Below are 25892 nucleotides of genomic sequence, written 5' to 3'. Positions count from 1 at the left end.
GACTCGATAGTTTAAAAAATCACCAGCCAATAGGGAAGCGCTGTTTTGTCGGGTGGTTACCTTCAAGCCCTGTGTTGCCTTCTTCGCGGCTAAAGCCGCTCCCACAGGGACCGCATTGTCCTCAGGTCCATCACCGCACCCTGTGGGAGCGGCTTCAGCCGCGAAAGGGCCGCAACAGACACCCTCGATACGTGAGCCTGACGATAACCTCAGAGCATCGCGTCACGCAACCGCGGGGTCAGCTCCTCGAACAGGGTCTGCACCGAGCGCAACGCCCGGCAGTCCGGCCGGGTCAGCAGCCACAGCTGGGTGTCACAACCCGGCAGCGGCCCGCTCAGCGCATCCACCCCGGGCAGCGCGTGCACCATGTAGTCCGGCAACGCTGCCACGCCGAGCCCGGCCGTGACCAGCTGGGCGATGGTCGACATGCCGCTGCACTGGTAGCGCGGGCTCAACCCCGGGTGCTGCTGGTTGCGCCAGACCACCGTGGGGTGGTCCTGCATCGAGTCGTCGGGGGCGATCCACGGCACGCTGGCAGGTGACTCTGCCAGGCGTTCGCGCCATTGCGGCTGGCCGCAGACCACGTAGGAGGTGGACCCCAGGTTGCGGCCCACCAGGTGCTCTGGTGGCGTGTTGGTCAGGCGCAGGGCAATGTCGGCATCGCGCCGGCTGAGATTGGCGAAGGTATTGGAGGTGCCCATCTCCAGCGACAAGGCCGGGTAGTTGGGCATGAACTCGGCCAGAGCCGGCAGCAGCAGGCTATGCATCACCGCCTCGGTACAGGTCAGCCGCACCGTGCCGCTGACCACCTGCTCGCCACTGGTCATGGCGATGCGCGCCGCCTCCAGCGCCTGCTCGGCGCGCTCGGCCTGTTCGGCCAAGGCCTGGGCGGTGTCAGTCGGCAGGTAGCCCTTGCGGCTCTTGACGAACAAGGCGGTGCCCAGCGCCGACTCCAGCCGGCGGATCGAGCGGAAGACCGTCGACACATCGACCTTGAGCAGCTCGGCGGCCTTGGCCAGCGAGCGGCCACGTTCCAGGGCCAGGACCAGGGAGAGGTCGGCATGGGTAATCTGATATTGCATTGGTGCACGCTCTGCTTGCCGAATTGCCAATGTCTGTTGCGTTTTGGCCATTTTATAGTGGAACGGCCCCCGGGAATCAATGCGCCCGGTCGGGTAACCAATCCCCACGATGGGAAAGTGAAAAGAACAACAGCTGCAACCATCGTCGCCCGTGAGGCGCCAGCCGTATCCCCCACATCGCCGCAGCAAATCAAAGGATGTACAGCCATGACGTCGGTAACCCCGTGCGCCAGTTCTTCCAGCGAGATGAATGACTTCCTCCAGGCCCATCCGGACACGCAGTACGTCGACCTGCTGATCTCCGACATGAACGGCGTGGTACGTGGCAAGCGCATCGAGCGGGCCAGCCTGCACAAGGTGTACGAGAAGGGCATCAACCTGCCGGCATCGCTGTTCGCCCTGGACATCAACGGGTCCACTGTCGAGAGCACCGGCCTTGGCCTGGACATCGGCGATGCCGACCGCATCTGCTTCCCGATCCCCGGCACGCTGTCGGACGAGCCGTGGCAGAAGCGCCCCACCGCCCAGCTGCTGATGACCATGCATGAGCTCGATGGCCAGCCGTTCTTCGCCGACCCGCGCGAAGTGCTGCGCCAGGTGGTGAGCAAGTTCGATGACCTGGGCCTGGATATCTGCGCCGCGTTCGAGCTTGAGTTCTACCTGATCGACCAGGACAACCTCAACGGTCGCCCGCAGCCGCCGCGCTCGCCGATTTCCGGCAAGCGCCCGCAGTCGACCCAGGTATACCTGATCGACGACCTCGACGAATATGCCGACTGCCTGCAGGACATGCTCGAAGCCGCCAAGGAGCAGGGCCTGCCCGCCGATGCCATCGTCAAGGAAAGCGCCCCGGCACAGTTCGAAGTCAACCTGCACCATGTGGCTGACCCGCTGAAGGCCTGTGACTACGCGATCCTGCTCAAGCGCCTGATCAAGAACGTTGCCTACGACCATGAAATGGACACCACCTTCATGGCCAAGCCTTACCCAGGCCAGGCAGGCAACGGCCTGCACGTGCACATTTCGTTGCTGGACAAGAAAACCGGGAAGAACATCTTCGCCAGCGACGATCCGCTGCAAAGCGACGCGTTGCGCCACGCCATCGGTGGTGTGTTGGAGACCATGCCCGCTTCGATGGCCTTCCTCTGCCCGAACATCAACTCTTACCGCCGCTTCGGCGCGCAGTTCTACGTGCCCAATGCGCCAAGCTGGGGCCTGGACAACCGCACCGTGGCCGTGCGCGTGCCCACTGACAGCAGCGACAACGTGCGCCTCGAGCACCGCGTGGCCGGCGCCGACGCCAACCCCTACCTGATGCTCGCGGCGATCCTCGCCGGTGTTCACCATGGCCTGACCAATCAGGTCGAGCCGCAGGCACCGATCGAAGGCAACTCCTACGAACAGCTGGAGCAGAGCCTGCCGAACAACCTGCGCGATGCCTTGCGCGCCCTGGACGACAGCGAAGTCCTCAATCAATACATCAGCCCGGACTACATCGATATCTTCGTGGCCTGCAAGGAAAGCGAACTGGCCGAGTTCGAAGTGTCGATTTCCGACCTCGAGTACAACTGGTACCTGCACACGGTGTAAGCCCATGAGCGCAAATGCGGTCCCCTTGATCGGTGTCAGCGCCTGCCGCCAGCAGGTGGGGAAGAACTCGTCGCATACGGTAGGCGACAAGTATGTCGAGGCGGCCGGATTTGCCGGCTTGCCATTGATCTTGCCGGCCCGCGACGGGGGCAGTGACACGCAGGCGTTGCTGGCTCGTCTGCACGGCATTGTTTTTACCGGCTCACCTTCAAATATCGAACCGCATCATTACAATGGCGCCCCCAGCGCGGCGGGTACCCGGCACGATCTGGCACGCGATCGCCTGACCCTGCCGCTGTTGCAGGCGGCCATTGCCGCCGGTGTGCCGGTGTTCTGTATTTGCCGTGGCTACCAGGAATTGAATGTGGCCCTGGGCGGCAGCCTGCACCAGCGTGTGCAGGAACTACCCGGCCACCTTGACCACCGTGAACCTGAGGACGCACCCCTGGAGGTGCAATACGGCGCTCGTCACCTTGTCGGCATCGAGCCTGGCGGGTTGTTCGAGCGCCTGGGCCTGGCTGCGCAGTTCGAGGTCAACTCGCTGCACAGTCAGGGCATCGACCGCCTGGCCCCGGGCCTGCGCGTCGAGGCACGGGCCCCGGATGGCCTGATCGAAGCGGTGTCCATGCCTGCGGCGCCGGGCTTTGTGCTCGGCGTGCAGTGGCACCCGGAGTGGCGATTTACCGAAAACCCGGTCTCGCTGCGCCTGTTCCAGGCGTTTCGCGAGGCCTGCATTGCTTACGCTACACGGGAGGGCGCACGGCAGGAGGCATTCTGACGTCACCCGAAGGTCTCGGATGACTTGTTCCCAGCAGCAAGCTTTCAATGAGTGAAAGCGGGCCTTGTACGCAAGGCCCGTGAAAACAATTCCAAAATTTACGGCAAATACTCATGAGCAATTACACAGAAGCCGGCCGCCCACCCGATGTGGCGGCCGACGCGGGCAACACCCAGCGCAGCAAGGGCCTGGCCACGGGCCGGCTGGGCTTGCTGGCCAGCGTGGTGCTGGGCATTTCCACAATCGCCCCGGTCTACACCCTGACCGGCGCCCTTGGCCCGACCGTGCGTGAAGTGGGCGCGCACCTGCCGGCGGTGTTCATCGTCGGCTTCCTGCCGATGCTGCTGGTGGCCCTGGGCTACCGCGAACTGAACTCGGCGGAGCCGGACAGCGGTACTTCGTTTACCTGGTCGGCGCGTGCTTTCGGCCCGATGATCGGCTGGATCGGTGGCTGGGGCCTGGTGGTCGCCACCACCATCGTGTTGTCGAACCTGGCAGGGGTAGCGGTCGACTTCTTCTACCTGTTCCTTGGCCAGATCACCGGCAAGCATGAGCTGGCGGCATTGGCCGACAACCTGCTCATCAACATAACCACCTGTTGCGTGTTCATCGCCCTGGCGGTGTGGATCTGCTGTCGCGGCATGACCACCACCATGACCGTGCAATACGGCCTGGTGGCCCTGCAGTTGCTGGTGCTGATCGGCTTTGCCTTTGCCGCTTTCGGCGAAACCACGGCGCCGCCACCGCTGGAATTCGATTTCGCCTGGTTCAACCCGTTCGGCGTCGAATCGTTCTCGGCCTTTGCCGCCGGGCTGTCGCTGTCGATCTTCATCTTCTGGGGTTGGGATGTATGCCTGACCGTCAGCGAGGAATCGGTCGGCAGTGACGAGGTGCCGGGCAAGGCGGCCACCTGGACCGTGCTGCTGATCCTCGGCCTGTACCTGTTCACCGCCATTGCCACCCTGCAGTTTGCTGGTATCAGCGAACAGGGCCTGGGCCTGAACAACCCGCGCATCCAGGAAAACGTCTTTGCTCACCTGGCCGGCCCGGTCATGGGGCCGCTGGCGATTCTGATGTCCATCGCGGTGCTGGCCAGCACCGCGGCGTCGCTGCAGTCGACCTTCGTGTCGCCTGCGCGCACCCTATTGGCCATGGGTTACTACGGTGCGGTGCCGCAGAAGTTCGCCAGCGTCTGCCCGCGTTCGCAGACCCCGCGTTACGCCACCATCTGCGCTGGTGTGGCTGCGGGCCTGTTCTACGTGACCATGCGCACCCTTAGCGAGAACGTGTTGGCAGACACTATCACTGCGCTGGGCATGATGATCTGCTTCTACTATTCGCTGACGGCCTTCGCCTGTGTCTGGTACTTCCGCCACAGCCTGTTCGACAGTCTGCGCCACTTCCTGATGCGCGGCCTGTGCCCGCTGGTGGGTGGGGTTATCCTGTCGGTGATCTTTTTGCGTACCGCCATCGACAGCGCCTCGCCGGACTTCGGCAGCGGCTCGCATGTGGGCGGGCTGGGGCTGGTGTTCGTGATCGCCGCGATCATCTCGGTGCTGGGGATCGTGCTGATGATGCTGTCGCGCCTGCGCGCGCCGGCGTACTTCCTGGGGGCTACCCTGCGTCAGCAGGCTACCTTGCCTTTGCAGGAATAAAGCTGGGGGGCGCTTTGCGCCCCATTCGCAGCACAAGGCTGCTCCTACAATGGCGCGATGTACGCTGTCGATGTAGGAGCAGCCTTGTGCTGCGAATGGGCTGCAAGGCAGCCCCGCTCGGTCTCTCAGGAAAGCAATTCTTTCAGCAGCCCGCTGTTGCGCTGTTGCTGCTTCTTCAGCCGCAGGCGATTGGAGCGGAACACCGCTTTCAAGTCTTCCAGCGCCACATCGAAATCATCGTTGATGATCACGTAGTCGTACTCGTCGTAGTGCACCATCTCGCTGACCGCTTCCTGCATGCGCCCGGCAATGATTTCTTCGCTATCCTGCCCGCGGCCATCCAGGCGCTCGCGCAGGGCCTGCTGGCTTGGCGGCAGGATGAACACCGACAAAGCCTCGGGCATCAGCTTGCGTACCTGCTGGGCGCCTTGCCAGTCGATCTCCAGGATCAGGTCATTGCCCTGGTCGAGCACCTCTTGCAGCGCGCTGCGCGAAGTCCCGTAGAAATTGCCGAACACTTCGGCGTGCTCCAGGAAGTCACCCTTGGCGATCAGCCCCTTGAAGTCGTCATGGCTGACGAAGTGGTAGTTAACGCCGTGCTGCTCGCCCGGGCGCATGGCGCGGGTGGTGTGCGAGACCGAGACGCTTACGCGCTTGTCGGCCTTGATCAGGGCGGTGACCAGGCTGGTCTTGCCGGCGCCCGAAGGGGCCGAAACGATGTAGAGGGTGCCGCTGCTGTGGTTCATGGTCGGTGTGGCCTTACTCGATGTTCTGTACTTGTTCACGCATCTGTTCGATCAATACCTTCAGGTTGACCGCCGCTTGCGTGCTGCGTGGGTCGAAGGCCTTGGAGCCTAGGGTATTGGCCTCGCGGTTGAGTTCCTGCATCAGGAAGTCCAGGCGCCGGCCGGCGGCACCGCCACCCTTGAGTACCCTACGTACTTCGGTGACGTGAGTGCTGAGGCGGTCGAGTTCCTCGGCCACGTCGCTTTTCTGCGCCAGCAGCACCATCTCCTGCTCCAGGCGCTGCGGGTCGAGTTCGGCCTGCATGTCGCCGAAGCGGTCGAGGATCTTCTGCCGTTGTGCTGCCAGCATCTGCGGCACCAGGGCACGCAGGGTGGTGACTTCGCTGGCCATGTTGTCCAAACGTTCGTTGATCAGCCGGGCCAGTTCCTGGCCTTCACGCTGGCGCCCGGCCTTGAGCTCGGCCAGCGCCTCGTCGAACAACGCCATGGCTTCTGTATTCAGTGCCTGCGGATCGCTGGCGTCGGCCACCAGCACGCCTGGCCACGACAGCACCTCCAGCGGGTTCAGTGGTGCCGGCTGCTTGATCAGCCCGGCCACTTCCTCGGCGGCGGCAACCAGCTGGGCGGCGCGCTCGCGGTCCACCTTCAGCGGTTTGCCGTTGCTGTCTTCGTTGAGGCGCAAGGTGCATTCCACCTTGCCCCGCGACAGGCCCTGGCGCAGGCCTTCCCGCACGGCGCCTTCGAGGTCGCGCAGGGCCTCGGGCAGGCGCAGGTGCGGCTCCAGGTAACGGTGGTTGACCGAGCGCAGCTCCCAGACCAGGGTGCCTTGGCTGCCGGCGCGCTCGACTCGAGCAAAAGCGGTCATGCTGTGCACCATGGGGAGTACCTCGCGTATATGAATGAACGGTGGGAGCCTCTCGGCTGCAAGGCGCAGGATTGTAGCGCAGTGGGGCCTTGGCGCCCAATCCACCCATGTTACCGACGGGTGGCCTGGCCGGTAGGAAAAGGCGACGGGCTGTGCCGGGCGCGACAATAGGCATGTCTTCCCCGGGCCGTGGGCTCTATAATGCTCGGCAGATTCAAAGTCCCAGTACAGGTATCCCAGATGAAACGTCCAAGTGGTCGCGCCGCCGATCAGCTCCGCTCGATCCGCATCACCCGCAACTACACCAAGCACGCCGAAGGGTCGGTACTGGTCGAGTTCGGTGACACAAAGGTCATCTGCACGGTCAGCGTGGAAAACGGTGTGCCGCGCTTCCTCAAAGGCCAGGGCCAAGGCTGGCTGACTGCCGAGTATGGCATGCTGCCGCGTTCCACCGGCGAGCGTAACCAGCGCGAAGCCAGCCGTGGCAAGCAGGGTGGCCGCACCCTGGAAATCCAGCGCCTGATCGGCCGCTCGCTGCGCGCTGCGCTGGACATGAGCAAACTCGGTGACATTACCCTGTACGTCGACTGCGACGTGATCCAGGCCGATGGCGGTACCCGTACCGCGTCCATCACTGGTGCCATGGTCGCCCTGTGCGATGCCCTGGCGGTGATCAAGAAGCGCGGTGGCCTGAAGGCCGGCAACCCGCTCAAGCACATGATCGCCGCAGTGTCGGTGGGCATGTACCAGGGCGAAGCGGTGCTCGACCTGGACTACCTGGAAGACTCCGCTGCCGAAACCGACCTGAACGTGGTCATGACCAGCGCCGGTGGTTTCATCGAAGTGCAGGGTACTGCCGAAGGTGCGCCGTTCCAGCCTGAAGACTTCAACGCGATGCTCGCTCTGGCACAGAAGGGCATGACCGAGATCTTCGAACTGCAGCAGGCGGCGCTGGCCGACTGAACCCAGCCAGGGAGGTGCGGGGCATGAGCGAATCCAACCTGTCGATCACCCCGCCCAATGCCGAAATCCGGCAGTGGGCGATGTTCTGCCACCTCTCCGCGCTGCTGGGCCTGGTGTTGCCGCTCGGGCACTTGCTGGGCCCGCTGGTGCTGTGGCACCTCAAGCGCGAGCAAGACCCTTTCATCGACGCCCAGGGCAAAGAGGCGCTGAACTTTCAGATCAGCGTGACCATTGCCGGGTTCATCTGCTTCCTGCTGATGTTCGTGTTCATCGGGCTGATGCTGTTCGCCATGCTGATGGTGGCGGTGCTGGTACTGATCATCATTGCCGCGGTGCGGGCCAATGAAGGCAAGCCGTATCGCTACCCGATGATCTGGCGGCCGATCAAATAGCCATTGGGGCTGCTTGCAGCCCATCGCGACACAAGGCCGCTCCTACAGGGGAATGCGTAATCCTGTAGGAGCGGCCTTGTGTCGCGATGGGCCGCAAAGCGGCCCCAATCGGCTGTTAGATGGTCAACGTCCAGTCATAGTCGACAATCAGCGGCGCATGCTGGGAGAAGCGCGGCTGACGCGGCAGGCGGGCGTTGCGCACGAAGCGGCGCAGGCCCGGGGTGAGGATCTGGTAGTCGAACCGGTAGCCCAGGTTGAGCATCTCCGCCTGCTCGTTGTCCGGCCACCAGCTGTACTGGTCGCCTTCACGGCTGACTTCGCGCAGGGCATCGACGTAACCCATCTCGCCAGTGATCGCGTCCATCCAGGCACGCTCAGGTGCCAGGAAGCCCGGCGACTGCTGGCTGTCACGCCAGTTCTTGATGTCGAGCTTCTGCTGCGCCACGTAGAACGAGCCGCAGTAGATGTATTCGCGACGCTTGCGACGCTGTTTGTCCAGGTACTTGGCGAAGTCGTCCATCAACTTGAACTTCTGGTTCAAGTCTTCGTCGCCGTTCATGCCCGAAGGCAGCAGCAGGCTGGCAATACTGACTTTGTCGAAATCTGCTTGCAGGTAACGCCCGTAGCGGTCGGCTGTCTCGAAGCCCAGGCCGGTGATGACTGCCTTGGGCTGCATGCGCGAATACAGGGCCACACCACCTTGGGCTGGCACCTCCGCGTCGCAGGCATAAAGGAAATAGCCATCGAGCTGGAAAGCTGGGTCATCGAGTTCAAAGGCCGAGGCGCGGGTATCCTGAAGGCAGATGACGTCGGCATTCTGGGCTTGCAGCCAGCTGAGCAAACCACGCTCGGCCGCAGCCTGAATGCCATTTACGTTCACACTGATGATCCGCATAAATGGCCCCAAAAATCTCGTGCGTGTATGATACCCGAGCTCAACCCATTTAGCTAAATCCGTGGTGTCCGGGACTATCCATGCAGCCGTATCAGCGCGACTTCATCCGTTTTGCCATCGATCGCGGGGTACTGCGTTTCGGTGAATTCACCCTGAAATCGGGGCGTACCAGCCCGTATTTCTTCAATGCCGGCCTGTTCAACACCGGTTCCGCCCTGGCCGAACTGGGCCGTTGCTATGCCGCAGCCATCGTCGACAGCAAGATCCCGTTCGATGTGCTTTTCGGCCCGGCCTACAAGGGTATCCCGCTGGCAGCGACTACTGCCGTGGCCCTTGCCGATCAGCATCAGCTCGATGTGCCATGGTGCTTCAACCGCAAAGAAGCCAAGGACCACGGTGAAGGTGGCAGCCTGGTCGGCGCGCCGCTGGCCGGTGACGTGCTGATCATCGACGATGTGATCACTGCTGGTACCGCCATTCGTGAGGTCATGCAGATCATCAATGCCCAGCAGGCCAAGGCCGCTGGCGTGCTGATCGCGCTGAACCGCGAAGAGCGTGGCAATGGCGAGCTGTCGGCGATTCAGGAAGTGGAGCGCGACTTCGGTATTCCGGTGGTCAGCATCGTTTCGCTGACGCAGGTGCTGGAATTCCTGGCTGATGACCCGCAGCTGAAGCAGCACCTGCCGGCTGTGGAAGCTTACCGGGCGCAGTACGGGATCTGATCCGGGCCTGGAAATGAAAAAGGCGACCTTCTTGTGAAGGTCGCCTTTTTTGTGTCGCCTGTTCTGGCCTCTTCGCGGGTAAACCCGCTCCCACAGGGTTGGCGCTATCCCTGTGGGAGCGGGCGTGCCCGCGAAGAGGTCAGTGCAGGTTAACCAACCAATCAGCGCGGCTTGCGGTTGGTAATCAGGGTACCCACGCCGCTGTCGGTGAAGATCTCCAGCAGCACCGCATTCGGCACGCGGCCATCGATGATGTGCGAGCTGTTCACGCCGCCCTGCACCGCATCCAGCGCGCACTTGATCTTCGGCAGCATGCCGCCGTAGATGGTGCCGTCGGCGATCAGTTCGTTGACCTGCTCGGTGGTCAGGCCGGTCAGTACCTCGCCCTGCTTGTCCATCAGGCCGGCGATGTTGGTCAGCAGCATCAGCTTCTCGGCCTTCAGCGCCTCGGCTACCTTGCCCGCCACCAGGTCGGCGTTGATGTTGTACGACTCACCGTTGGCACCCACGCCGATCGGCGCGATCACCGGGATGAAGTCGCCCTTCACCAGCATGTTCAGCAGGTCGGTGTTCACGCTTACCACTTCGCCCACGTGGCCGATGTCGATGATTTCCGGGGTGGTCATCTCGGGCGTCTGGCGGCTGACGGTCAGCTTGCGGGCGCGGATCAGCTCCGCGTCCTTGCCGGTCAGGCCGATGGCGCTGCCGCCGTGGCGGTTGATCAGGTTGACGATGTCCTTGTTCACCTGGCCACCCAGCACCATCTCCACCACGTCCATGGTCGCCGAGTCGGTGACGCGCATGCCGTCGATGAAGTGGCTTTCGATCGACAGGCGCTTGAGCAGGTCGCCGATCTGCGGGCCACCACCGTGGACCACCACCGGGTTGATGCCCACAGCCTTCATCAGCACGATGTCACGGGCGAAGCCGGTCTTGAGCTCCTCGCTCTCCATCGCGTTGCCGCCGTACTTGATCACCAGGGTCTTGCCGACAAAGCGGCGAATGTAAGGCAGTGCTTCGGACAAAACCTCGGCTACATGGGAAGCGGCATCGCGATCGAGGGTCATGCAGGGCTCCTGTAAGGAACAGATAGTCGGTCAGAACGGCAGTTGCAGCTCAGGCTCAACCCGCAGCAACTGGGTACGGAAAACATCCTTGATACGTTGCAATTCGGCGTCGCTGTCGGCCTCGAAGCGCAGCACCAGCACCGGGGTGGTGTTGGAGGCGCGAACCAGGCCCCAGCCGTGAGCGTAATCCACCCGCACACCGTCGATGGTGGTCAGGTTGGCTTCGCCCCAGTCGGCGTCGCGTTGCAGTGCATCAATGATGCTGAATTTACCCTCGTCGGTCACATCAATATTGATTTCCGGCGTGGAAATATCGTTCGGGAACGCGGCGAACAGGTTTTCGGCGCTCTGCCCGGCCTTGCTGAGGATCTCCAGCAGGCGCGCGGCGCTGTAGATGCCATCGTCGAAACCGTACCAGCGTTCCTTGATGAAGATGTGACCGCTCATCTCGCCGGCCAGCAGCGAGCCGGTCTGCTTCATCTTCTTCTTGATCAGCGAGTGACCAGTCTTCCACATCAGTGCGCGGCCGCCGTGCTGCTCGATCAGCGGGGTCAGGCGACGGGTGCATTTGACGTCGAAAATGATCTCGGCGCCCGGGTTGCGCGACAGCACGTCCTGGGCAAACAGCATCAGCAGACGGTCTGGGTAGACGATGCTGCCGGTGTTGGTCACCACGCCGACGCGGTCGCCGTCACCGTCGAAGGCCAGGCCGATATCGGCGCCGGTTTCCTTGACCTTGGCGATCAGGTCTTCGAGGTTTTCCGGCTTGCCCGGGTCCGGGTGATGGTTGGGGAAGTTGCCGTCGACTTCGCAGAACAGCGGGATCACTTCGCAGCCCAGGGCTTCGATCAGTTGCGGCGCGACCACGCCGGCGGCACCGTTGCCGCAGTCCACGACCACCTTGAGCTTCCTGGCCAGCTTCACGTCTTCGACGATCTGCTGGAAGTAGCGGTCAAGGATCTCGACCTTTTCCACGCGGCCTTCGGCGCGGCTCAGGTTGTTGGTTTTCAGGCGGGTCAGCAGTGCCTGGATCTGTTCGTTGGCCAAGGTATCGCCGGCGATGACGATCTTGAAGCCGTTGTAGTCCGACGGGTTGTGGCTGCCGGTCAGCATCACGCCCGACTTGCCGGCCAGCACGTTGGCTGCGTAGTACAGCGCCGGGGTGGGTACCAGGCCGACGTCGCTGACCTGGCAGCCAGCATCGACCAGGCCCTTGATCAGCTGTTCGACCAGCATCGGGCCGGACAGGCGGCCATCGCGGCCGACCGAAACCTGCGGTTCGCCCTGGGCCAGGCTCTGCGCGCCGATGGCGCGGCCGATCCAGTAGGCGGTTTCGGCGTGAAGGGTCTTGCCGACCACGCCGCGAATGTCATACGCGCGGAAAATGCTGTCTGGCAGCGCGGCGGGTGCCAGGTGGGCCATGTCGTTCATCTCTGGAAGCTCCATTAGTCAAAGGCTTTCTGGGCAGGCGCAAACTGAACGCTTGGACGGTGGTTTCGCCAGAGAGTTCGCCATCCTTGGCCTGAACGGTCATTTCTCGGCTCAGTGGCTGCCGGAATGGCCGAAGCCGCCAGCGCCGCGCTGGCTTTCATCGAACGCTTCGACGATGTCGAAATGGGCTTGTACCACGGGGACCAGCACCAGCTGGGCAATGCGCTCGCCAACGGCGATGGTGAACGGCGTGTTGCCACGGTTCCAGCACGACACCATCAACTCGCCCTGGTAGTCCGAGTCGATCAGCCCGACCAGGTTGCCCAGCACGATGCCGTGCTTATGGCCCAAACCCGAGCGCGGCAGAATCACCGCCGCCAGGCTCGGGTCGCCGATGTAGATCGACAGGCCGGTCGGGATCAGCAGGGTCTGGCCTGGCTCGAGGACGGTGTCTTCCTTGAGCAGGGCGCGCAGGTCGAGGCCGGCGGAACCGGGGGTGGCGTAGGTCGGCAGCGGGAATTCGCTACCCAGGCGTGGGTCGAGGATCTTGGCTTGAAGAGCGTGCATGTAACTTATTGAACCTGATTGAGCCGGTCGGCGATGAAGGCGACCAGTTGCCGGGCAATCTTGCCTTTGCTGGTCTGCGCGAAGAGGGTCTGGTGCTGCTGGCGGTCGATCACGGTCAAGGCGTTTTCCTCGCTGTTGAAGCCGATGCTGGGGTTGGCCACATCATTGGCGACGATCAGGTCGAGGTTCTTGTCCTTGAGCTTGCGCGTGGCGTAATCGAGCAAGTGTTCGGTCTCGGCGGCGAAACCGACGCTGAACGGGCGGTCGGCGCGGCCAGCGATGGTGGCAAGGATATCGGGATTGCGCACCATCTGCAGCAGCATGCCGTCGCCGGTCGTAGGATCTTTCTTCAGTTTTTGCGTGGCAACGACCTCCGGGCGGTAGTCCGCAACCGCCGCAGAGGCGATGAACAGGTCGCACGGCATGGCCGCTTCACAGGCCGCGAGCATGTCCCGCGCGCTGACCACGTCGATTCGGCTGACCCGGTCGGGGGTCGGCAGGTGTACCGGGCCGGTGACAAGGGTGACCCGAGCCCCGGCTTCGGCGGCCGCTTCGGCCAGGGCGAAGCCCATCTTGCCGGAGCTATGATTGGTGATGTAGCGCACCGGGTCGATGTTTTCCTGGGTCGGGCCGGCGGTGATCAATACGTGTTTGCCGGTCAAGGCCTGGCGCTTGAAGCTTTCCGCGGCGCACCAGGCCAGGTCGGTGGCTTCAAGCATGCGGCCAAGGCCCACATCGCCACAGGCCTGGCTGCCGGACGCCGGGCCGAACACCTGGATGCCACGGCTCTTGAGCAGTTCGAGGTTGGCCTGGGTGGCCGGGTCGCGCCACATGGCCTGGTTCATGGCCGGGGCCACGGCGACGGTGGCATCGGTAGCCAGCACCAGGGTGGTCAGCAAGTCGTCGGCCATGCCTTGGGCCATGCGTGCCATGAGGTCGGCGGTGGCCGGGGCGATCAGCACCAGGTCGGCCCACTTGGCCAGTTCGATGTGGCCCATGGCCGCTTCGGCGGCTGGGTCGAGCAGGTCCATGTGCACCGGGTGGCCCGACAGCGCCTGCAGGGTCAGCGGGGTGATGAACTCTGCACCACCACGGGTCATGACGACGCGCACCTGCGCGCCGTGCTCCAGGAGTCGGCGAATCAGTTCGGCGCTTTTGTAGGCGGCAATGCCGCCTCCCACGCCGAGAACGATGCGCTTGCGATACAGCCGCTGCATAGGCTTGCCTTTTTCCAGTGAGAGCGGGCGTCGACGTTTGAAAATGCCTGCGGCAGAACGTCGCATGTACGAGGCGAAATAGATTAACACAGGGCCGAAATGGGCCGCAGCAAGGGCAGAGGGACGGGATGAATATCAGGGAATGGCCGGCTGAAGAGCGGCCGAGGGAGAAGTTGCTGCAGCGTGGGGCCGGAAGCCTGACGGACGCGGAATTGCTGGCTGTATTTCTCGGCTCGGGTGTGCGTGGGCGCAATGTCGTGGAGCTGGCGCGAGGTCTGCTCGTGAAGTTCGGGGGCTTGCGCCAGTTGCTGGAGGCCGACCGTGAGGCCTTCGTCGGCGAGCTTGGGTTGGGCCCGGTGAGGTACAGCCAGCTGCAGGCGCTGCTAGAGATCGGGCGCAGGCATCTTGCAACTTCGATTGAGCGTGAATCCGCAATGGACAGTCCGGCAACGGTGAGGCGCTATTTGAAAGCGATGCTGCGACATGAAGTCAGCGAGGTGTTCGGATGCCTCTTTCTCGATACCAAGCACAGGCCGTTGGCGTTTGAGATCCTCTTCCGAGGTACGATAGATCGGGCCAGTGTCTACCCGCGTGAAGTTGTACGACGGGCGTTGCTGCATAACGCGGCGGCCTTGATCCTGTGCCACAACCACCCCTCGGGCAACAGTGAACCCAGCCAGGACGATGTGCATCTGACCCTGTCGTTGAAGCGGGGGCTGGCGTTGATCGATGTGCGGGTACTGGATCACATCATCATTGGTGACGGGGAGCCGCTGTCGATGGTCGAGCATGGGTGGGTTGTGGCTTAGGCATTTGTGCTGCCTGGCCCGGCCCTTTCGCGGGCTCGCCCGCTCCCACAGGTATCGCGCCAACCTTGAGTGTTGTGCTGTCCCTGTGGGAGCGGCCAAGCCCGCGAAGAGGCCGGTGCAGGCTTACTTGTTCACCGACACCTTGCTGAAGTCCAACCGCCCGAACGGGCTCACCTGATACCCCTCAACCCCCTGACGCAACAGTGTCGCGGCCGTAGGGTGCGCCAGCGGCACCCACAGCGCCTGCTGCTGGATCAGCGTCTGCGCCTGCTGGTACAGCCGGCTGCGCACGCTCTGGTCGTTGGTGGTGCGCCCGGCGCTGATCAACTGGTCCAGGCGGTTGTCGCAGAAGCGTGCGAAGTTGGTCCCCGACTGCACCGCCGCGCAGGAAAACTGCGGGCTGAGGAAGTTGTCCGGGTCGCCGTTGTCACCCGCCCAGCCCATGAACAGCAGGTCATGCTCGCCCGCCTTGGCGCGGCGGATCAGTTCGCCCCACTCGATAACGCGGATTTCCGCTTTCACGCCAATCTTCGCCAGGTCAGCCTGCAGCATCTGCGCGCCAAGGCTGGGGTTGGGGTTGAGCAGGCTACCCGAAGGACGGGTCCAGATCGTGGTGCTGAAACCCTCGGCCAGGCCGGCCTTGGTCAGCAGGGCCTTGGCTTTTTTCACGTCCAGCGGGTAGCCGGGCAAGTCCTTGGCGTAGCTCCAGGTGTTGGGCGGGTAGGGGCCGTTGGCTGCCACCGCGGAATCTTCGAACACGGCCTTGAGGTAGGCCTGCTTGTCGAAGGCCAGGTTGATGGCCTGGCGCACCTCCGGCTTGTCCAGCGGCGGGTGCTGGCTGTTGATGGCGACGAAGGCGGTCATGAACGCCGGGGTGGTGGCCACCTTGAGGTTGCCATCCTTTCCAGCTTCGGCAATGTCCAGCGGTTTGGGCGACAACGCGACCTGGCACTCGCCGCGCTTGAGCTTCTGCAGGCGCACGTTGGCATCGGTGGTGATGGCGAAGATCAGCGGGTCGACCGCCGGCTTGCCGGCGAAGTAGTCGGGGTTGGCGCGGTAGCGCACCACGGCGTCCTTCTGGAAACGCTGGAAGACGAACGGCCCGGTGCCGACCGGCTGGCTGTTGAGCTTCTCCGGCGTGCCGGCCTTGAGCAGTTTGTCTGCATACTCGGCGGAGTAGATCGAGGCGAAGCCCATGCTCAAGGTAGCCAGGAACGTGGCATCCGGGTGGTTGAGGGTGAAGCGCACGGTGTTCGGTGCCGGCGCCTCGATCGCCTTGATCAGGCCGCCCAGTTGCAGCGACTGGGCATGCGGGTAGCCACCCGGCGCAGTCTTGTGCCAGGCGTGGGCGGGGTAGAGCATGCGCTGGAAGCTGAACAGCACATCGTCGGCGTTCAGCGCGCGGCTTGGCTTGAAGTAGGCGGTGGTGTGGAATTTCACGTCATCGCGCAGGGTGAAGTCGTAGATCAGGCCGTCAGCCGATACCGTCCAGCTGGCCGCCAGGCTCGGCACCACCTTGCCTTGCGCCGCGTCGAATTCCACCAGACGGTTCATCAGCACATCGGCCGTGGCGTTGGTAGTGGTCAGCGAGTTGTACTGCACCACATCGAAGCCTTCGGGGCTGGCCTCGCTGCAGACGCTCAGCGGGGCTGCCTGGGCAACGCCGGCGGCGAACAGGGCGCCTGCGGCGAACAAGGAGTTGAACAATAAGGAAAGGGCGGCGGCACGCATGGTGGCTCCTTGGCTGTCAGTGGCCCATCTGCCAGTGCAGTCTGGAAAAGGCCTACCCTAGTGTGCCCGTCGGGAAATGACCACACCCTTTTTTACAAAACTGTCGACGAGCGGTCGACGCCTGGCGGCGCCTGCCGCTATGCTGGCCCGGCGCGCTTGGCCGGTGCCGGAAACGTATCTTCTGTTGTTGTGGCCGAGTCTTTCTGGTATAAAGCAGCGCTCTTTTCTAGGGGCTCGGCCTGTCGCGTCAGCGTATCCGGTCGGTAAGACCTCCAGAATCACGGCGCCCAGGCGCCAAAGACTGAGAGATTAAGCGGCCAACCCATGCCGGGTTGGGCATGTGGTTTTAGAGGGCTGAGTCATGTCGAGAGTCTGTCAAGTTACTGGTAAGGGTCCAGTAACCGGGAACAACATTTCCCACGCAAACAACAAAACCCGTCGTCGTTTCCTGCCGAACCTGCAGCACCACCGTTTCTGGGTTGAATCCGAGAAGCGTTTCGTGCGTCTGCGCGTTTCCGCCAAAGGCATGCGTATCATCGACAAGCGCGGCATCGACGCCGTTCTGGTTGACATCCGTAAAGCTGGCGCCAAGGTTTAAGGGAGAACATCATGCGTGAATTGATCCGTCTGGTTTCGAGTGCCGGTACCGGCCACTTCTACACCACCGACAAGAACAAGCGCACCACTCCGGACAAAATCGAGATCAAGAAATATGATCCGGTTGTTCGCAAGCACGTGGTGTACAAGGAAGCCAAGATCAAGTAATTGATCGGCGACCTGAAAAAAACCCGCATCCGAAAGGACGCGGGTTTTTTTATGCCTGCTCGGGCCTCTTCGCGGGCTTGCCCGCTCCCACAGGGATCTCACTGCTCTCAGGGCTGTGATGTACCTGTGGGAGCGGGCAAGCCCGCGAAGAGGCCGGCACAGCCTCAGATCATTTCTGCTCGAACATCACATAAATCTTGCGGCAAGGCTCCAGCACCTCCCAGGTGCCCTTGAAGCCGGCCGGGATGACAAACCGATCACCGGCACGCAGGGTCTTGGCTCCGCCATCCTGGTCCCGCAGCACCGAAACGCCCTGGACGATCTCGCAGTATTCATGCTCGGTGTAGTTCACCGTCCACTGCCCCACCTCACCTTCCCACACGCCTGCAGCAAACTGCCCGCACGGGCTGGAATAATGGTTGTAGACCGCCTGATCAGGCTCACCCTTGAGGATTTTTTCCGCCGCCGGGCGGTAGCGTTCGGCCTCGGTGATGACCTGCGCGAAGTCGATGATGCTGGCGATACTCATGGTTCGGCTCCTGTTGTTGTTTAATAAAATGCACATCAGTAGGCTTTTGAGCCTTCTGTGTCAAATATATTGATAGTTTACCCGGGCTGGTTTAGGGTATCGCTTGCCAGTGTGCGCTCGTCGCCCGGCCAGAATTCTGACAACGCCTGTGAGTCCTCAGTGCGGCGTTGCACCTAAACAAGAGGAGGAGTTTCGTATGACCACCCTGACTCGTGCGGACTGGGAACAACGTGCCCAGCAACTGAAGATCGAAGGCCGTGCCTTCATCAACGGCGAATACACCGATGCCGCATCCGGTGAAACCTTCGAGTGCCTGAGCCCGGTCGACGGACGCTTCCTGGCCAAGGTTGCCAGCTGCGACCTGGCCGATGCCAACCGCGCTGTGGAAAATGCCCGTGCCACCTTCAACTCCGGCGTTTGGTCGCAGCTGGCCCCGGCCAAGCGCAAAGCCAAGCTGATCCGCTTCGCCGACCTGCTGCGCAAGAACGTAGAACAGCTGGCGCTGCTGGAAACCCTGGACATGGGCAAGCCGATCGGCGACTCCTCCAGCATCGACATCCCAGGTGCGGCGCAAGCCATTCACTGGACTGCCGAAGCCATCGACAAGGTCTATGACGAAGTCGCTCCGACCCCGCACGACCAGCTTGGCCTGGTTACCCGCGAACCAGTGGGTGTGGTAGGTGCCATCGTACCGTGGAACTTCCCGCTGCTGATGGCCTGCTGGAAGCTCGGCCCAGCCCTGGCCACCGGTAACTCGGTAGTGCTCAAACCGTCCGAAAAATCGCCGCTGACTGCCATTCGCATCGCCCAGCTGGCTATCGAAGCCGGTATCCCGGCTGGCGTGCTGAACGTGCTGCCAGGCTACGGCCACACCGTGGGCAAGGCCCTGGCCCTGCACATGGACGTCGACACCCTGGTATTCACCGGTTCGACCAAGATCGCCAAGCAGCTGATGGTTTACGCGGGCGAATCGAACATGAAGCGCATCTGGCTGGAAGCCGGTGGCAAGAGCCCGAACATCGTCTTCGCCGACGCTCCGGACCTGCAAGCCGCCGCCGAAGCTGCCGCCAGCGCCATCGCCTTCAACCAGGGCGAAGTGTGCACTGCCGGTTCGCGCCTGCTGGTCGAGCGTTCGATCAAGGACAAGTTCCTGCCGATGGTGGTCGAGGCCCTGAAAGGTTGGAAACCAGGCAACCCGCTGGACCCGCAGACCACTGTCGGTGCGCTGGTGGACACTCAGCAGATGAACACCGTGTTGTCGTACATCGAGGCTGGCCACAAGGACGGCGCCAAGCTGCTGGCCGGCGGCAAGCGCACCCTGGAAGAAACCGGTGGCACCTATGTCGAGCCGACCATCTTTGACGGCGTAACCAATGCCATGCGTATTGCCCAGGAAGAAATCTTTGGCCCGGTGTTGTCGGTGATCGCCTTCGATACCGCCGAAGAAGCCGTCGCCATTGCCAACGACACGCCGTATGGCCTGGCCGCTGGCATCTGGACCTCGGACATCTCCAAGGCCCACAAGACCGCCCGTGCCGTGCGCGCTGGCAGCGTCTGGGTCAACCAGTACGACGGCGGCGACATGACCGCGCCGTTCGGTGGCTTCAAGCAGTCGGGCAACGGCCGTGACAAGTCGCTGCATGCGCTGGAGAAGTACACCGAGCTGAAGGCGACCTGGATCAAGCTGTAATCCCGGGGGGCCGCTTTGCGGCCCATTCGCGGGTAAACCCGCTCCCACAGGTACTGCACCGCTCTCAAGGGCGGTGCAGTACCTGTGGGAGCGGGTTTACCCGCGAATGGCCATGGAAAATTCTTGGCCTGGGAGGCTGCAATGCGTTGGGGTACCTACTTCGCCGTACTGGCATCGGTGCTCAGTGTCGGATTGGCACTCGGCGTGAGCATGCCGCTGGTATCCCTGCGCCTGGAGGCCTGGGGCTACGGCAGCTTCGCCATCGGTGTGATGGCTGCGATGCCGGCGCTGGGCGTGCTGGTAGGTGCCAGCCTGGCCAGCCGCCTGGCCGGCTGGGTTGGCGTGCCCTCGGCCATGCGCCTGTGCCTGTGGGGCGGGGCGCTGTCGATCGGCCTGGTCGCACTGCTGCCCAGCTACCCATTGTGGTTGCTGCTGCGGTTGCTGATCGGCATGTCGCTGACTGTGGTGTTCATACTCGGCGAAAGCTGGATCAACCAGCTGGTGGTGGAGCAATGGCGTGGTCGCCTGGTGGCGCTGTACGGCAGCAGCTATGCCCTCAGCCAGCTGGCCGGGCCGCTGGTGCTGGGCTTTCTCGGTTCGGATGACGACTTCGGCTTCTGGGCCGCTACCGGCTTGTTGCTGGTGGCACCGCTGATTCTCCTCGGCCGTGGCGGGGCACCCAGCACAGAGGCCTGCAGCGTCACCTTCGGCGACCTGTTCGCCTTCTGCCGGCGCTTGCCCGTAATCGCCTGGGCCATTGCCCTGTTCGCCTCGTTCGAGGCGATGATCCTGACCTTGTTGCCGGTGTATTGTCTGCAGCAGGGCTTCAGCACCGAGGTCGCCCTGTTCATGGTCAGTACCGTGGTGGTGGGCGATGCGGTGCTGCAGCTGCCCATCGGCGCGCTGGCCGACCACATGTCGCGACGTTCTCTGTTCACCGGCTGCGCGGTAACGCTGCTGGTGTCCAGCCTGGCGATTCCACTGCTGCTGCATACACCAGCGATCTGGCCGTTGTGGGTGCTGTTCGGGGCCAGTGCGGGGGGCTTGTTCACCTTGTCGCTGGTGCTTATTGGTGAGCGCTACCGGGATGACGCGCTGGTGCGGGCCAACGCTCATGTGGCGCAGCTGTGGGGTATTGGCTGCTTGCTCGGGCCATTGCTGGCGGGGGCAGGCAGCCAATGGATCAGCGGGCATGCGTTGCCGTTGCTGATGGCGGTGGGCGCGGCGGGCTTGGTGGTGTTGACCCGGCGGCGTGGGGCCTTCGAGCCGGTTTCTGCCTGATGGATTGTGGGGCCGCTCTGCGGCCCATCGCCGGCAAGCCAGCTCCCACATTTTGGACTGCGTACGCTGCACCTTTGTGGGAGCGGCCTTGCGTCGCGAAAGGGGCGCAGAGCGCCCCCAGCAATTGCGGCTACAACATCTTCTCCAAACCAACCGCCTTGCTGATCCAGGCGTTGAACCGCCGCCATATCCCACCAGGCTCGGCGGTCAGCATGTGCCGGTGGCCATTGTCCTCGGTCGCCCACACCATCTGGTCACCCACCAGCTTCACCTGATAGCTCAATGCAGGCGCCATACCCTGCTGGGCCAGCTCGCGGGTGTATTCGGCCAGCTCCGGGCTATCCACCAGTACGCCAACCTCGGTATTCCACAGCACCGAACGCGGGTCGAAGTTGAATGAGCCGATGAATGTCTTGCGCCGGTCGAATACGATCGCCTTGGTATGCAGGCTCGAATCCGAGCTGCCGTGATAACTCAAGCGCCCGGCGCTGGGGTCGCCTGGCTGGCGGCGAAGCTCGTACAGTTGCACGCCGTGCTCGAGCAAGGCCCGGCGATAGGGCGCATAGCCGCCATGCACTGCCGGCACGTCGGTGGCTTCGAGCGAGTTGGTCAGCAGCTTCACCGAAGTGCCGGCATCGGCGCGGCCGGTCAGGTACAGCAGGCCCGGCTCGCGCGGCACGAAGTAGGCCGACATCAGGATCAGCTCGCTCTGCACGCTGGCCAGGTCCGGCGCCAGTTGGTGGCTCAGCAGCAGTTGCGGTTCCGGTTCGTCGTCAGCCAGCACTTTGCTCGGCGCATCCCACAACGCCTGGGCATGGGCCCAGATCAGCTCGTTGCGCCACACATCCAGGCGCGGCTGCGACTGGTAGGCCATCAACCGGTCATACAGGGCTTTGCGCTGGATCCTGGCCTCGGCCAGCGACACTTCCAGGCGGTGGCGGCTGGCGCGCAGGTCGCTGGCATCCGGGTCGTGCCAGAGGAAGTCGGTGATAGGTCGGCTGAGGGCGCTATTCCAGTACTGGTCGAAGCTGTGCCCCAACTGCTCGGCTATCGGGCCTACCCCTAGCAGGTCGATGTCGGTGAAGTTCAGGTTGGGTTCGGCATCGAAATACTCATCGCCCAGGTTGCGCCCGCCGACGATGGCCATGCTGTTGTCCACCAGGAACAGCTTGTTGTGCATGCGCCGATGCTGGCGCGACAGGTTGAACAGGCGGCCCACGGCGCGTGTCACGCCGGTGCTGCGGCCCAGGTGCAGCGGGTTGAACACGCGGATGTGGATGTTCGGGTGGGCATCGAGAGTGCCCATGATGACGTCCAAGCCGTCGCTGGTGGTGTCGTCGAGCAGGATGCGCACGCGCACGCCGCGGTCGGCGGCGCGCAGCAGCTCATGCACCAGGGCACGGGTGCTGAGGCCATCGTGGACGATGTAGTACTGCAGGTCGATGCTCGCTTGAGCATTGCGGATCAGTTCGGCGCGGGCGCGGAACGCCTCGTTGCTGTTGGGCAACAGGCGAAAGCCCGAGCGGCCGCCGTAGGGCGCGGCCTGGCGCAGTACCGAGCGGCCGAAGGCCGAGTCGTTGGCGGGTAGCGCCTGGCTGGTCTCGCGGGGCGTGCCGACGCTGGCACAGCCGGCAAGGCCGAGCAGCAGCACCAGCAGCAGAGGCAGGGCTCGCTGGAGTCTCAAGGGTAGATCGTCCTGTGCAACGAAGGCTTGAAGGATTGGACCGTGATAGGCGGCGCAAAGTTACGCGCCGGCGTTTTCTTCATCCAGTAGACGAAGGGCGGTTTCACCCACCTTGCGCACGGCAGCTTCGATCTGTGGCGTTGGCCGCGCGGCAAAGTTCATGCGCAGGCAGTGGCGGAATTTGCCCGAGGCCGAAAAGATGCTGCCCACGGCAACCTGCACGCCTTCTTCCAGTAAAGCGCGGTTCAGCCGCAGCGTATCGAAATGTTCAGGCAATTCCACCCACAGCATGAAGCCGCCCTGGGGCCGGCTGACCCGGGTGCCCGCCGGGAAGTAGCGGGTCACCCAGTCGCTCATCAGGTCGCGACCACGCTGGTACTGGCTGCGCATGCGCCGTACGTGGGGCTGGTAGTGCCCGCCAGCGATGAAGTCGGCGATGGCCAGCTGCGGCTGGCTGGCCGTGCTGCCGGTGCTGATGTATTTCATGTGCAGCACCCGCTCCAGGTAGCGCCCGGGCGCTACCCAGCCTATCCGCAGGCCGGGGGCGAGGGTCTTGGAGAACGAGCTGCAAAGCAGCACACGACCATCGTCGTCGAACGACTTGAGTGTGCGCGGGCGCGGGTAGGTATAGGCAAGGTCGCCATAAACATCGTCTTCCAGGATGGCCACATCGTAGCGCTGGGCCAGGCCCAGCAGCGCCTTCTTGCGGGCCTCGGGCATGATGTAGCCGAGCGGGTTGTTGCAGCTGGGGGTGATCTGGATGAGCTTGATCGGCCACTGCTCCAGGGCCAGCTCAAGCGCCTCCAGGCTGATGCCGGTGACCGGGTCGGTGGGGATTTCCAGGGCTTTCATGCCCAGGCCCTTCAGGGTCTGCATGGCGCCGTGGAAGCTTGGGGAATCGACCGCGACGATATCGCCCGGCTCGCACACCGCGCGGATGCTGCATGACAGTGCCTCATGGCAGCCGGTGGTAATTACCAGGTCGGCCGGGCTCAGGCGGCAGCCGGAGTCAAGCATCAGCCGGGCCACCTGTTCGCGCAGGGCCAGGTTGCCGTGGATGTTGTCGTAGTACAGGCCAGGCATGTCTTGCCGCCGGCTCAGCTGGGCGAGGCTGCGCAGCAGTGGCTTGAGCGTGGGGCTATCGATGTCGGGCATGCCACGGCCGAGTTGCACCACATCCTGGCGCGGGGTGCTGCGTATCAGTTCCAGCACCTGTTCCCACTGCGAGATGTCCACCGGGCGTTGGGCCGGGCGGCTGACAGCGGGCAGTGCCGGCAGCTGGCGGTGGTCGCTGACGAAGTAACCGGACTTGGGCCGGGGCGAGACCATGCCGCTATCTTCCAGCATGCGGTAGGCCTGTTGCACGGTGCTCAGGCTGACCCCGTGCTCCACACTCAGGGCGCGCACTGACGGCAGGCGCTGGCCGGGGCGATAGAGGCCCTGCTCGATGCGGGCACCGAGCAACTCGGCGAGGTTCAGATAAAGGGTCACGGCATACTCCTGCCCTGCAGTAGGGTAGCGACCGGTACAGTTGCTTGGAAAATACAGCATTCAGTCTCTCTACGGCCAATTCTGTATGGGAATAATAAGGCTGTATTGGATCTGTATTGCCGGTGCTGTCGACGCGCATGCTTTCTCCACGGTATCAATCGAATGGAGAACGCAGCGATGGGTGGCATGAGCGATGTGCGCTTGCAACTGTTGGCCAGGGAACTGGAAGCCGGGCAGCAGGCCAAGGTGTTCAACGCGCCGGAAGGGTTGGGGCGTTGGGGGCTGATGCTGCATCGCTGGCACACCCGCAGGGCGTTGTTGCAGCTGACTGACGATGAGTTGCGCGATGTCGGACTGAGCTGGGAGCAGGCCCGCCTTGAAGGACAAAAGCCTTTCTGGAAGGACTGATGCGATTGTTGTGGGAGCGGCCTTGTGTCGCGAAAGGGCCGCACAGCGGCCCCAGGATATTTGCACAACTGCATGAATTGCTGGGGCTGCTTCGCACCCCTTTCGCGACACAAGGCCGCTCCCACATGAGGCAGTGCTTGCTTTCAGATCAGCTCTTTCAGGCGATGCCACAGCATCCCCAACGCCAGCAGCGGCGAGCGCAGGTGCTTGCCCCCGGGGAAAGTGATGTGCGGCACTTTGGCGAACAGGTCGAACCGCCCGCTTTCCTGGCCGCTGATAGCCTCGCCCAGCAAGCGCGCCGCCAGGTGGGTGGCGTTGAGCCCATGGCCGGAGTAGGCCTGGGCGTAATACACGTTCGGCTGGCTGGCCAGGCGGCCAACCTGCGGCAGGCGGTTGGCGCCGATGCCGATCATGCCGCCCCACTGGTAGTCGATGCGTACGTCGGCCAGCTGCGGGAACACCTTGAGCATCTTCGGCCGCATGTAGGCGGCAATGTCCTTCGGATCGCGGCCCGAGTAATGGCAGGCACCGCCGAACAGCAGGCGGTTGTCGGCAGAGAGGCGGTAGTAATCCAGCGCGACACGCTGGTCACACACTGCCATGTTCTGCGGTAGCAGCGCGCGGGCGCGTTCCTCGCCCAGCGGCTCGGTGGCGATGATGTAGCTGCCGGCTGGCAGCACCTTGCCGCCCAGCTCGCGGTTGAGGTCGTTATGGTAGGCATTGCAGCACAGCACCAGGGTCTTGGCCCGGACGCGCCCTTGGGCGGTGTGCACCTGTACTTCCGGGCCGTAGTCGATGCGTGTTACCTCGGACTGCTCGAACAGCTTCACGCCCAGGCGGCTGGCCACGGCAGCCTCACCCAGGGCCAGGTTGAGCGGGTGCAGATGACCGGAGCCCATGTCGACCAGCCCACCGACATAGCAGTCGGCACCGACCACGCTGTGGATATCGTCCTTGCCGACCAGGCGCAATTCATGTGCGTAGCCGAGGCTGCGCAGTTCCTCGGCATCCTCCGCAAAGCCCAGCAGTTCGGCGGGTTTGTTGGCCAGATCACAGTAACCCCAGGTCAGGTCGCAGGCGATGGCATGCCTTTCGACCCGCTCGCGGACGATCTGCACGGCTTCCAGGCCCATCAGCTTCAGGCTGCGCACGCCTTCCTCGCCGATGACCGGGAGAAATTGCTCCAGGCCGTGGCCGACGCCGCGGATCAGCTGGCCGCCATTGCGCCCGCTGGCGCCCCAACCGAGCTTGCGCGCTTCCAGCAGGATGACCGAGAAGCCGCGTTCGGCCAGTTCGATGGCGGTATTCAGGCCTGAGTAGCCACCGCCGACGATGCACACATCGGCGCTGTGCTCGCCTTGCAGGAAGGAGTGGTCGGGGTGTGGCGCGCTGCTGGCGGCGTAATAGGAGGCGGCGTGCTGCGCGCTGTGGATCATTGGGCAGGTCCTGAGGCTGGTGGGCTGAGAGGGAGGAGGATAAGCCGGGGTAGGGTGGTGGGCAACAAGGCGAGGGCGGCGCCCTCGTTCGCGGGCTT

At 63.4% G+C, this 25892-nt stretch carries 24 protein-coding genes and 1 pseudogene; 12 read left to right on the top strand and 13 right to left on the bottom strand.

Translation table 11 applies throughout. The features are described from left to right. Positions 1-209: 209 nt before the first annotated feature. Positions 210-1082 carry a LysR family transcriptional regulator gene (locus tag JV551A3_RS00300; protein ID WP_013974798.1) on the bottom strand — a complete coding sequence of 291 codons (873 nt, stop codon included), beginning with the start codon at positions 1080-1082 and terminating at the stop codon, positions 210-212. A gap of 207 nt (positions 1083-1289) precedes the next feature. Between JV551A3_RS00300 and JV551A3_RS00295 the strand changes: the two genes are divergently transcribed. From JV551A3_RS00295 to JV551A3_RS00285, 3 genes are all read left to right on the top strand, one after another. Next, positions 1290-2672 (top strand): glutamine synthetase family protein, encoded by a 1383-nt coding sequence (locus tag JV551A3_RS00295; protein ID WP_015272334.1) that lies wholly within the window; start codon positions 1290-1292, stop codon positions 2670-2672. Between the two features lie 4 nt (positions 2673-2676). After that, positions 2677-3450, top strand: coding sequence for a gamma-glutamyl-gamma-aminobutyrate hydrolase family protein (locus tag JV551A3_RS00290; protein WP_133969741.1), 774 nt, complete (start codon positions 2677-2679; stop codon positions 3448-3450). A 113-nt stretch (positions 3451-3563) separates the two neighbouring features. Next, positions 3564-5105 (top strand): APC family permease, encoded by a 1542-nt coding sequence (locus JV551A3_RS00285; RefSeq protein WP_112249420.1) that lies wholly within the window; start codon positions 3564-3566, stop codon positions 5103-5105. A gap of 125 nt (positions 5106-5230) precedes the next feature. Here JV551A3_RS00285 and gmk read toward each other — a convergent pair whose 3' ends face one another. Together gmk and JV551A3_RS00275 are read right to left on the bottom strand one after the other, a co-directional pair. Then, positions 5231-5851: a guanylate kinase gene (gmk, locus tag JV551A3_RS00280; protein ID WP_133969740.1), complete on the bottom strand. Its 621-nt coding sequence runs from the start codon at positions 5849-5851 to the stop codon at positions 5231-5233. Positions 5852-5864: 13 nt separating this feature from the next. After that, positions 5865-6728 carry a YicC/YloC family endoribonuclease gene (locus JV551A3_RS00275; RefSeq protein WP_025341114.1) on the bottom strand — a complete coding sequence of 288 codons (864 nt, stop codon included), beginning with the start codon at positions 6726-6728 and terminating at the stop codon, positions 5865-5867. A gap of 228 nt (positions 6729-6956) precedes the next feature. Between JV551A3_RS00275 and rph the strand changes: the two genes are divergently transcribed. Next, positions 6957-7679 carry a ribonuclease PH gene (gene rph / locus JV551A3_RS00270; protein ID WP_051096411.1) on the top strand — a complete coding sequence of 241 codons (723 nt, stop codon included), beginning with the start codon at positions 6957-6959 and terminating at the stop codon, positions 7677-7679. 23 nt (positions 7680-7702) lie between these two features. After that, entirely contained in the window at positions 7703-8071 is a 369-nt protein-coding gene (locus tag JV551A3_RS00265; protein ID WP_133969739.1) for a DUF4870 domain-containing protein, read from the top strand. Positions 8072-8186: 115 nt separating this feature from the next. Here the strand turns inward: JV551A3_RS00265 and JV551A3_RS00260 are convergent, their stop codons facing one another. After that, positions 8187-8966 (bottom strand): exodeoxyribonuclease III, encoded by a 780-nt coding sequence (locus JV551A3_RS00260; protein WP_003253401.1) that lies wholly within the window; start codon positions 8964-8966, stop codon positions 8187-8189. 80 nt (positions 8967-9046) lie between these two features. On the opposite strand from JV551A3_RS00260, the gene pyrE reads away from it, so the two are divergent. Next, positions 9047-9688 carry an orotate phosphoribosyltransferase gene (gene pyrE / locus JV551A3_RS00255; RefSeq protein WP_003253405.1) on the top strand — a complete coding sequence of 214 codons (642 nt, stop codon included), beginning with the start codon at positions 9047-9049 and terminating at the stop codon, positions 9686-9688. 161 nt (positions 9689-9849) lie between these two features. Here pyrE and argB read toward each other — a convergent pair whose 3' ends face one another. From argB to coaBC, 4 genes and pseudogenes are all read right to left on the bottom strand, one after another. Next, on the bottom strand, positions 9850-10755 hold the full coding sequence (gene argB / locus JV551A3_RS00250; protein WP_085621522.1) for an acetylglutamate kinase: 906 nt from the start codon (positions 10753-10755) through the stop codon (positions 9850-9852). 30 nt (positions 10756-10785) lie between these two features. Continuing rightward, positions 10786-12153: pseudogene (locus JV551A3_RS00245) on the bottom strand (phosphomannomutase/phosphoglucomutase); the annotation flags it as partial. 144 nt (positions 12154-12297) lie between these two features. After that, a complete protein-coding gene (gene dut / locus JV551A3_RS00240; RefSeq protein ID WP_133969737.1) occupies positions 12298-12753 on the bottom strand; it encodes a dUTP diphosphatase in 456 nt (151 codons plus the stop codon). A 5-nt stretch (positions 12754-12758) separates the two neighbouring features. Further along, positions 12759-13970 (bottom strand): bifunctional phosphopantothenoylcysteine decarboxylase/phosphopantothenate--cysteine ligase CoaBC, encoded by a 1212-nt coding sequence (gene coaBC / locus JV551A3_RS00235; protein ID WP_112249413.1) that lies wholly within the window; start codon positions 13968-13970, stop codon positions 12759-12761. A 128-nt stretch (positions 13971-14098) separates the two neighbouring features. Between coaBC and radC the strand changes: the two genes are divergently transcribed. Further along, complete coding sequence (gene radC, locus JV551A3_RS00230; RefSeq protein ID WP_133969736.1) at positions 14099-14779, top strand: RadC family protein; 681 nt, start codon at positions 14099-14101, stop codon at positions 14777-14779. 123 nt (positions 14780-14902) lie between these two features. Here the strand turns inward: radC and JV551A3_RS00220 are convergent, their stop codons facing one another. Beyond that, positions 14903-16510, bottom strand: a complete 1608-nt coding sequence (locus JV551A3_RS00220; protein WP_133969734.1) for an ABC transporter substrate-binding protein — start codon at positions 16508-16510, stop codon at positions 14903-14905. Positions 16511-16871: 361 nt separating this feature from the next. Between JV551A3_RS00220 and rpmB the strand changes: the two genes are divergently transcribed. Together rpmB and rpmG are read left to right on the top strand one after the other, a co-directional pair. Continuing rightward, positions 16872-17108: a 50S ribosomal protein L28 gene (gene rpmB / locus JV551A3_RS00215; RefSeq protein WP_003253504.1), complete on the top strand. Its 237-nt coding sequence runs from the start codon at positions 16872-16874 to the stop codon at positions 17106-17108. A gap of 11 nt (positions 17109-17119) precedes the next feature. Then, positions 17120-17275, top strand: coding sequence for a 50S ribosomal protein L33 (rpmG, locus tag JV551A3_RS00210; RefSeq protein ID WP_003253507.1), 156 nt, complete (start codon positions 17120-17122; stop codon positions 17273-17275). A 169-nt stretch (positions 17276-17444) separates the two neighbouring features. Here the strand turns inward: rpmG and JV551A3_RS00200 are convergent, their stop codons facing one another. Continuing rightward, positions 17445-17804, bottom strand: coding sequence for a cupin domain-containing protein (locus JV551A3_RS00200; protein ID WP_112249410.1), 360 nt, complete (start codon positions 17802-17804; stop codon positions 17445-17447). A 196-nt stretch (positions 17805-18000) separates the two neighbouring features. Between JV551A3_RS00200 and JV551A3_RS00195 the strand changes: the two genes are divergently transcribed. After that, positions 18001-19494, top strand: coding sequence for an aldehyde dehydrogenase (locus JV551A3_RS00195; protein ID WP_133969733.1), 1494 nt, complete (start codon positions 18001-18003; stop codon positions 19492-19494). Positions 19495-19635: 141 nt separating this feature from the next. Next, positions 19636-20775: an MFS transporter gene (locus JV551A3_RS00190; RefSeq protein WP_133969732.1), complete on the top strand. Its 1140-nt coding sequence runs from the start codon at positions 19636-19638 to the stop codon at positions 20773-20775. 130 nt (positions 20776-20905) lie between these two features. Here JV551A3_RS00190 and JV551A3_RS00185 read toward each other — a convergent pair whose 3' ends face one another. Then, positions 20906-22459: a phospholipase D family protein gene (locus JV551A3_RS00185; RefSeq protein WP_133969731.1), complete on the bottom strand. Its 1554-nt coding sequence runs from the start codon at positions 22457-22459 to the stop codon at positions 20906-20908. 60 nt (positions 22460-22519) lie between these two features. Continuing rightward, positions 22520-23950: an aminotransferase-like domain-containing protein gene (locus tag JV551A3_RS00180; RefSeq protein WP_166674199.1), complete on the bottom strand. Its 1431-nt coding sequence runs from the start codon at positions 23948-23950 to the stop codon at positions 22520-22522. A gap of 177 nt (positions 23951-24127) precedes the next feature. Here JV551A3_RS00180 and JV551A3_RS00175 point away from each other — a divergent pair, with 177 nt between their 5' ends. Next, entirely contained in the window at positions 24128-24358 is a 231-nt protein-coding gene (locus JV551A3_RS00175; RefSeq protein WP_133969866.1) for a DUF1127 domain-containing protein, read from the top strand. A gap of 143 nt (positions 24359-24501) precedes the next feature. On the opposite strand, the gene JV551A3_RS00170 is transcribed toward JV551A3_RS00175, so the two are convergent. Further along, the gene (locus tag JV551A3_RS00170; protein WP_133969729.1) at positions 24502-25794 is read right to left on the bottom strand and encodes an NAD(P)/FAD-dependent oxidoreductase; all 1293 of its coding nucleotides are present in this window, start codon (positions 25792-25794) and stop codon (positions 24502-24504) included. Between the last annotated feature and the right edge of the window lie 98 nt (positions 25795-25892).

Source organism: Pseudomonas inefficax (assembly GCF_900277125.1).
Taxonomy (GTDB): domain Bacteria; phylum Pseudomonadota; class Gammaproteobacteria; order Pseudomonadales; family Pseudomonadaceae; genus Aquipseudomonas; species Aquipseudomonas inefficax.
The sequence above is the reverse complement of the archived record's forward strand: the minus strand, read 5'-3'. Positions and strand labels throughout refer to the sequence as shown.

What these genes read in the sequence shown, in the direction of transcription:
- JV551A3_RS00300 (WP_013974798.1), bottom strand. Translation starts at nt 1,082, where the DNA reads ATGCAATATCAGATTACCCATGCCGACCTCTCCCTGGTCCTGGCCCTG.
- JV551A3_RS00295 (WP_015272334.1), top strand. Translation starts at nt 1,290, where the DNA reads ATGACGTCGGTAACCCCGTGCGCCAGTTCTTCCAGCGAGATGAATGAC.
- JV551A3_RS00290 (WP_133969741.1), top strand. Translation starts at nt 2,677, where the DNA reads ATGAGCGCAAATGCGGTCCCCTTGATCGGTGTCAGCGCCTGCCGCCAG.
- JV551A3_RS00285 (WP_112249420.1), top strand. Translation starts at nt 3,564, where the DNA reads ATGAGCAATTACACAGAAGCCGGCCGCCCACCCGATGTGGCGGCCGAC.
- gmk (WP_133969740.1), bottom strand. Translation starts at nt 5,851, where the DNA reads ATGAACCACAGCAGCGGCACCCTCTACATCGTTTCGGCCCCTTCGGGC.
- JV551A3_RS00275 (WP_025341114.1), bottom strand. Translation starts at nt 6,728, where the DNA reads ATGGTGCACAGCATGACCGCTTTTGCTCGAGTCGAGCGCGCCGGCAGC.
- rph (WP_051096411.1), top strand. Translation starts at nt 6,957, where the DNA reads ATGAAACGTCCAAGTGGTCGCGCCGCCGATCAGCTCCGCTCGATCCGC.
- JV551A3_RS00265 (WP_133969739.1), top strand. Translation starts at nt 7,703, where the DNA reads ATGAGCGAATCCAACCTGTCGATCACCCCGCCCAATGCCGAAATCCGG.
- JV551A3_RS00260 (WP_003253401.1), bottom strand. Translation starts at nt 8,966, where the DNA reads ATGCGGATCATCAGTGTGAACGTAAATGGCATTCAGGCTGCGGCCGAG.
- pyrE (WP_003253405.1), top strand. Translation starts at nt 9,047, where the DNA reads ATGCAGCCGTATCAGCGCGACTTCATCCGTTTTGCCATCGATCGCGGG.
- argB (WP_085621522.1), bottom strand. Translation starts at nt 10,755, where the DNA reads ATGACCCTCGATCGCGATGCCGCTTCCCATGTAGCCGAGGTTTTGTCC.
- dut (WP_133969737.1), bottom strand. Translation starts at nt 12,753, where the DNA reads ATGCACGCTCTTCAAGCCAAGATCCTCGACCCACGCCTGGGTAGCGAA.
- coaBC (WP_112249413.1), bottom strand. Translation starts at nt 13,970, where the DNA reads ATGCAGCGGCTGTATCGCAAGCGCATCGTTCTCGGCGTGGGAGGCGGC.
- radC (WP_133969736.1), top strand. Translation starts at nt 14,099, where the DNA reads ATGAATATCAGGGAATGGCCGGCTGAAGAGCGGCCGAGGGAGAAGTTG.
- JV551A3_RS00220 (WP_133969734.1), bottom strand. Translation starts at nt 16,510, where the DNA reads ATGCGTGCCGCCGCCCTTTCCTTATTGTTCAACTCCTTGTTCGCCGCA.
- rpmB (WP_003253504.1), top strand. Translation starts at nt 16,872, where the DNA reads ATGTCGAGAGTCTGTCAAGTTACTGGTAAGGGTCCAGTAACCGGGAAC.
- rpmG (WP_003253507.1), top strand. Translation starts at nt 17,120, where the DNA reads ATGCGTGAATTGATCCGTCTGGTTTCGAGTGCCGGTACCGGCCACTTC.
- JV551A3_RS00200 (WP_112249410.1), bottom strand. Translation starts at nt 17,804, where the DNA reads ATGAGTATCGCCAGCATCATCGACTTCGCGCAGGTCATCACCGAGGCC.
- JV551A3_RS00195 (WP_133969733.1), top strand. Translation starts at nt 18,001, where the DNA reads ATGACCACCCTGACTCGTGCGGACTGGGAACAACGTGCCCAGCAACTG.
- JV551A3_RS00190 (WP_133969732.1), top strand. Translation starts at nt 19,636, where the DNA reads ATGCGTTGGGGTACCTACTTCGCCGTACTGGCATCGGTGCTCAGTGTC.
- JV551A3_RS00175 (WP_133969866.1), top strand. Translation starts at nt 24,128, where the DNA reads ATGGGTGGCATGAGCGATGTGCGCTTGCAACTGTTGGCCAGGGAACTG.
- JV551A3_RS00170 (WP_133969729.1), bottom strand. Translation starts at nt 25,794, where the DNA reads ATGATCCACAGCGCGCAGCACGCCGCCTCCTATTACGCCGCCAGCAGC.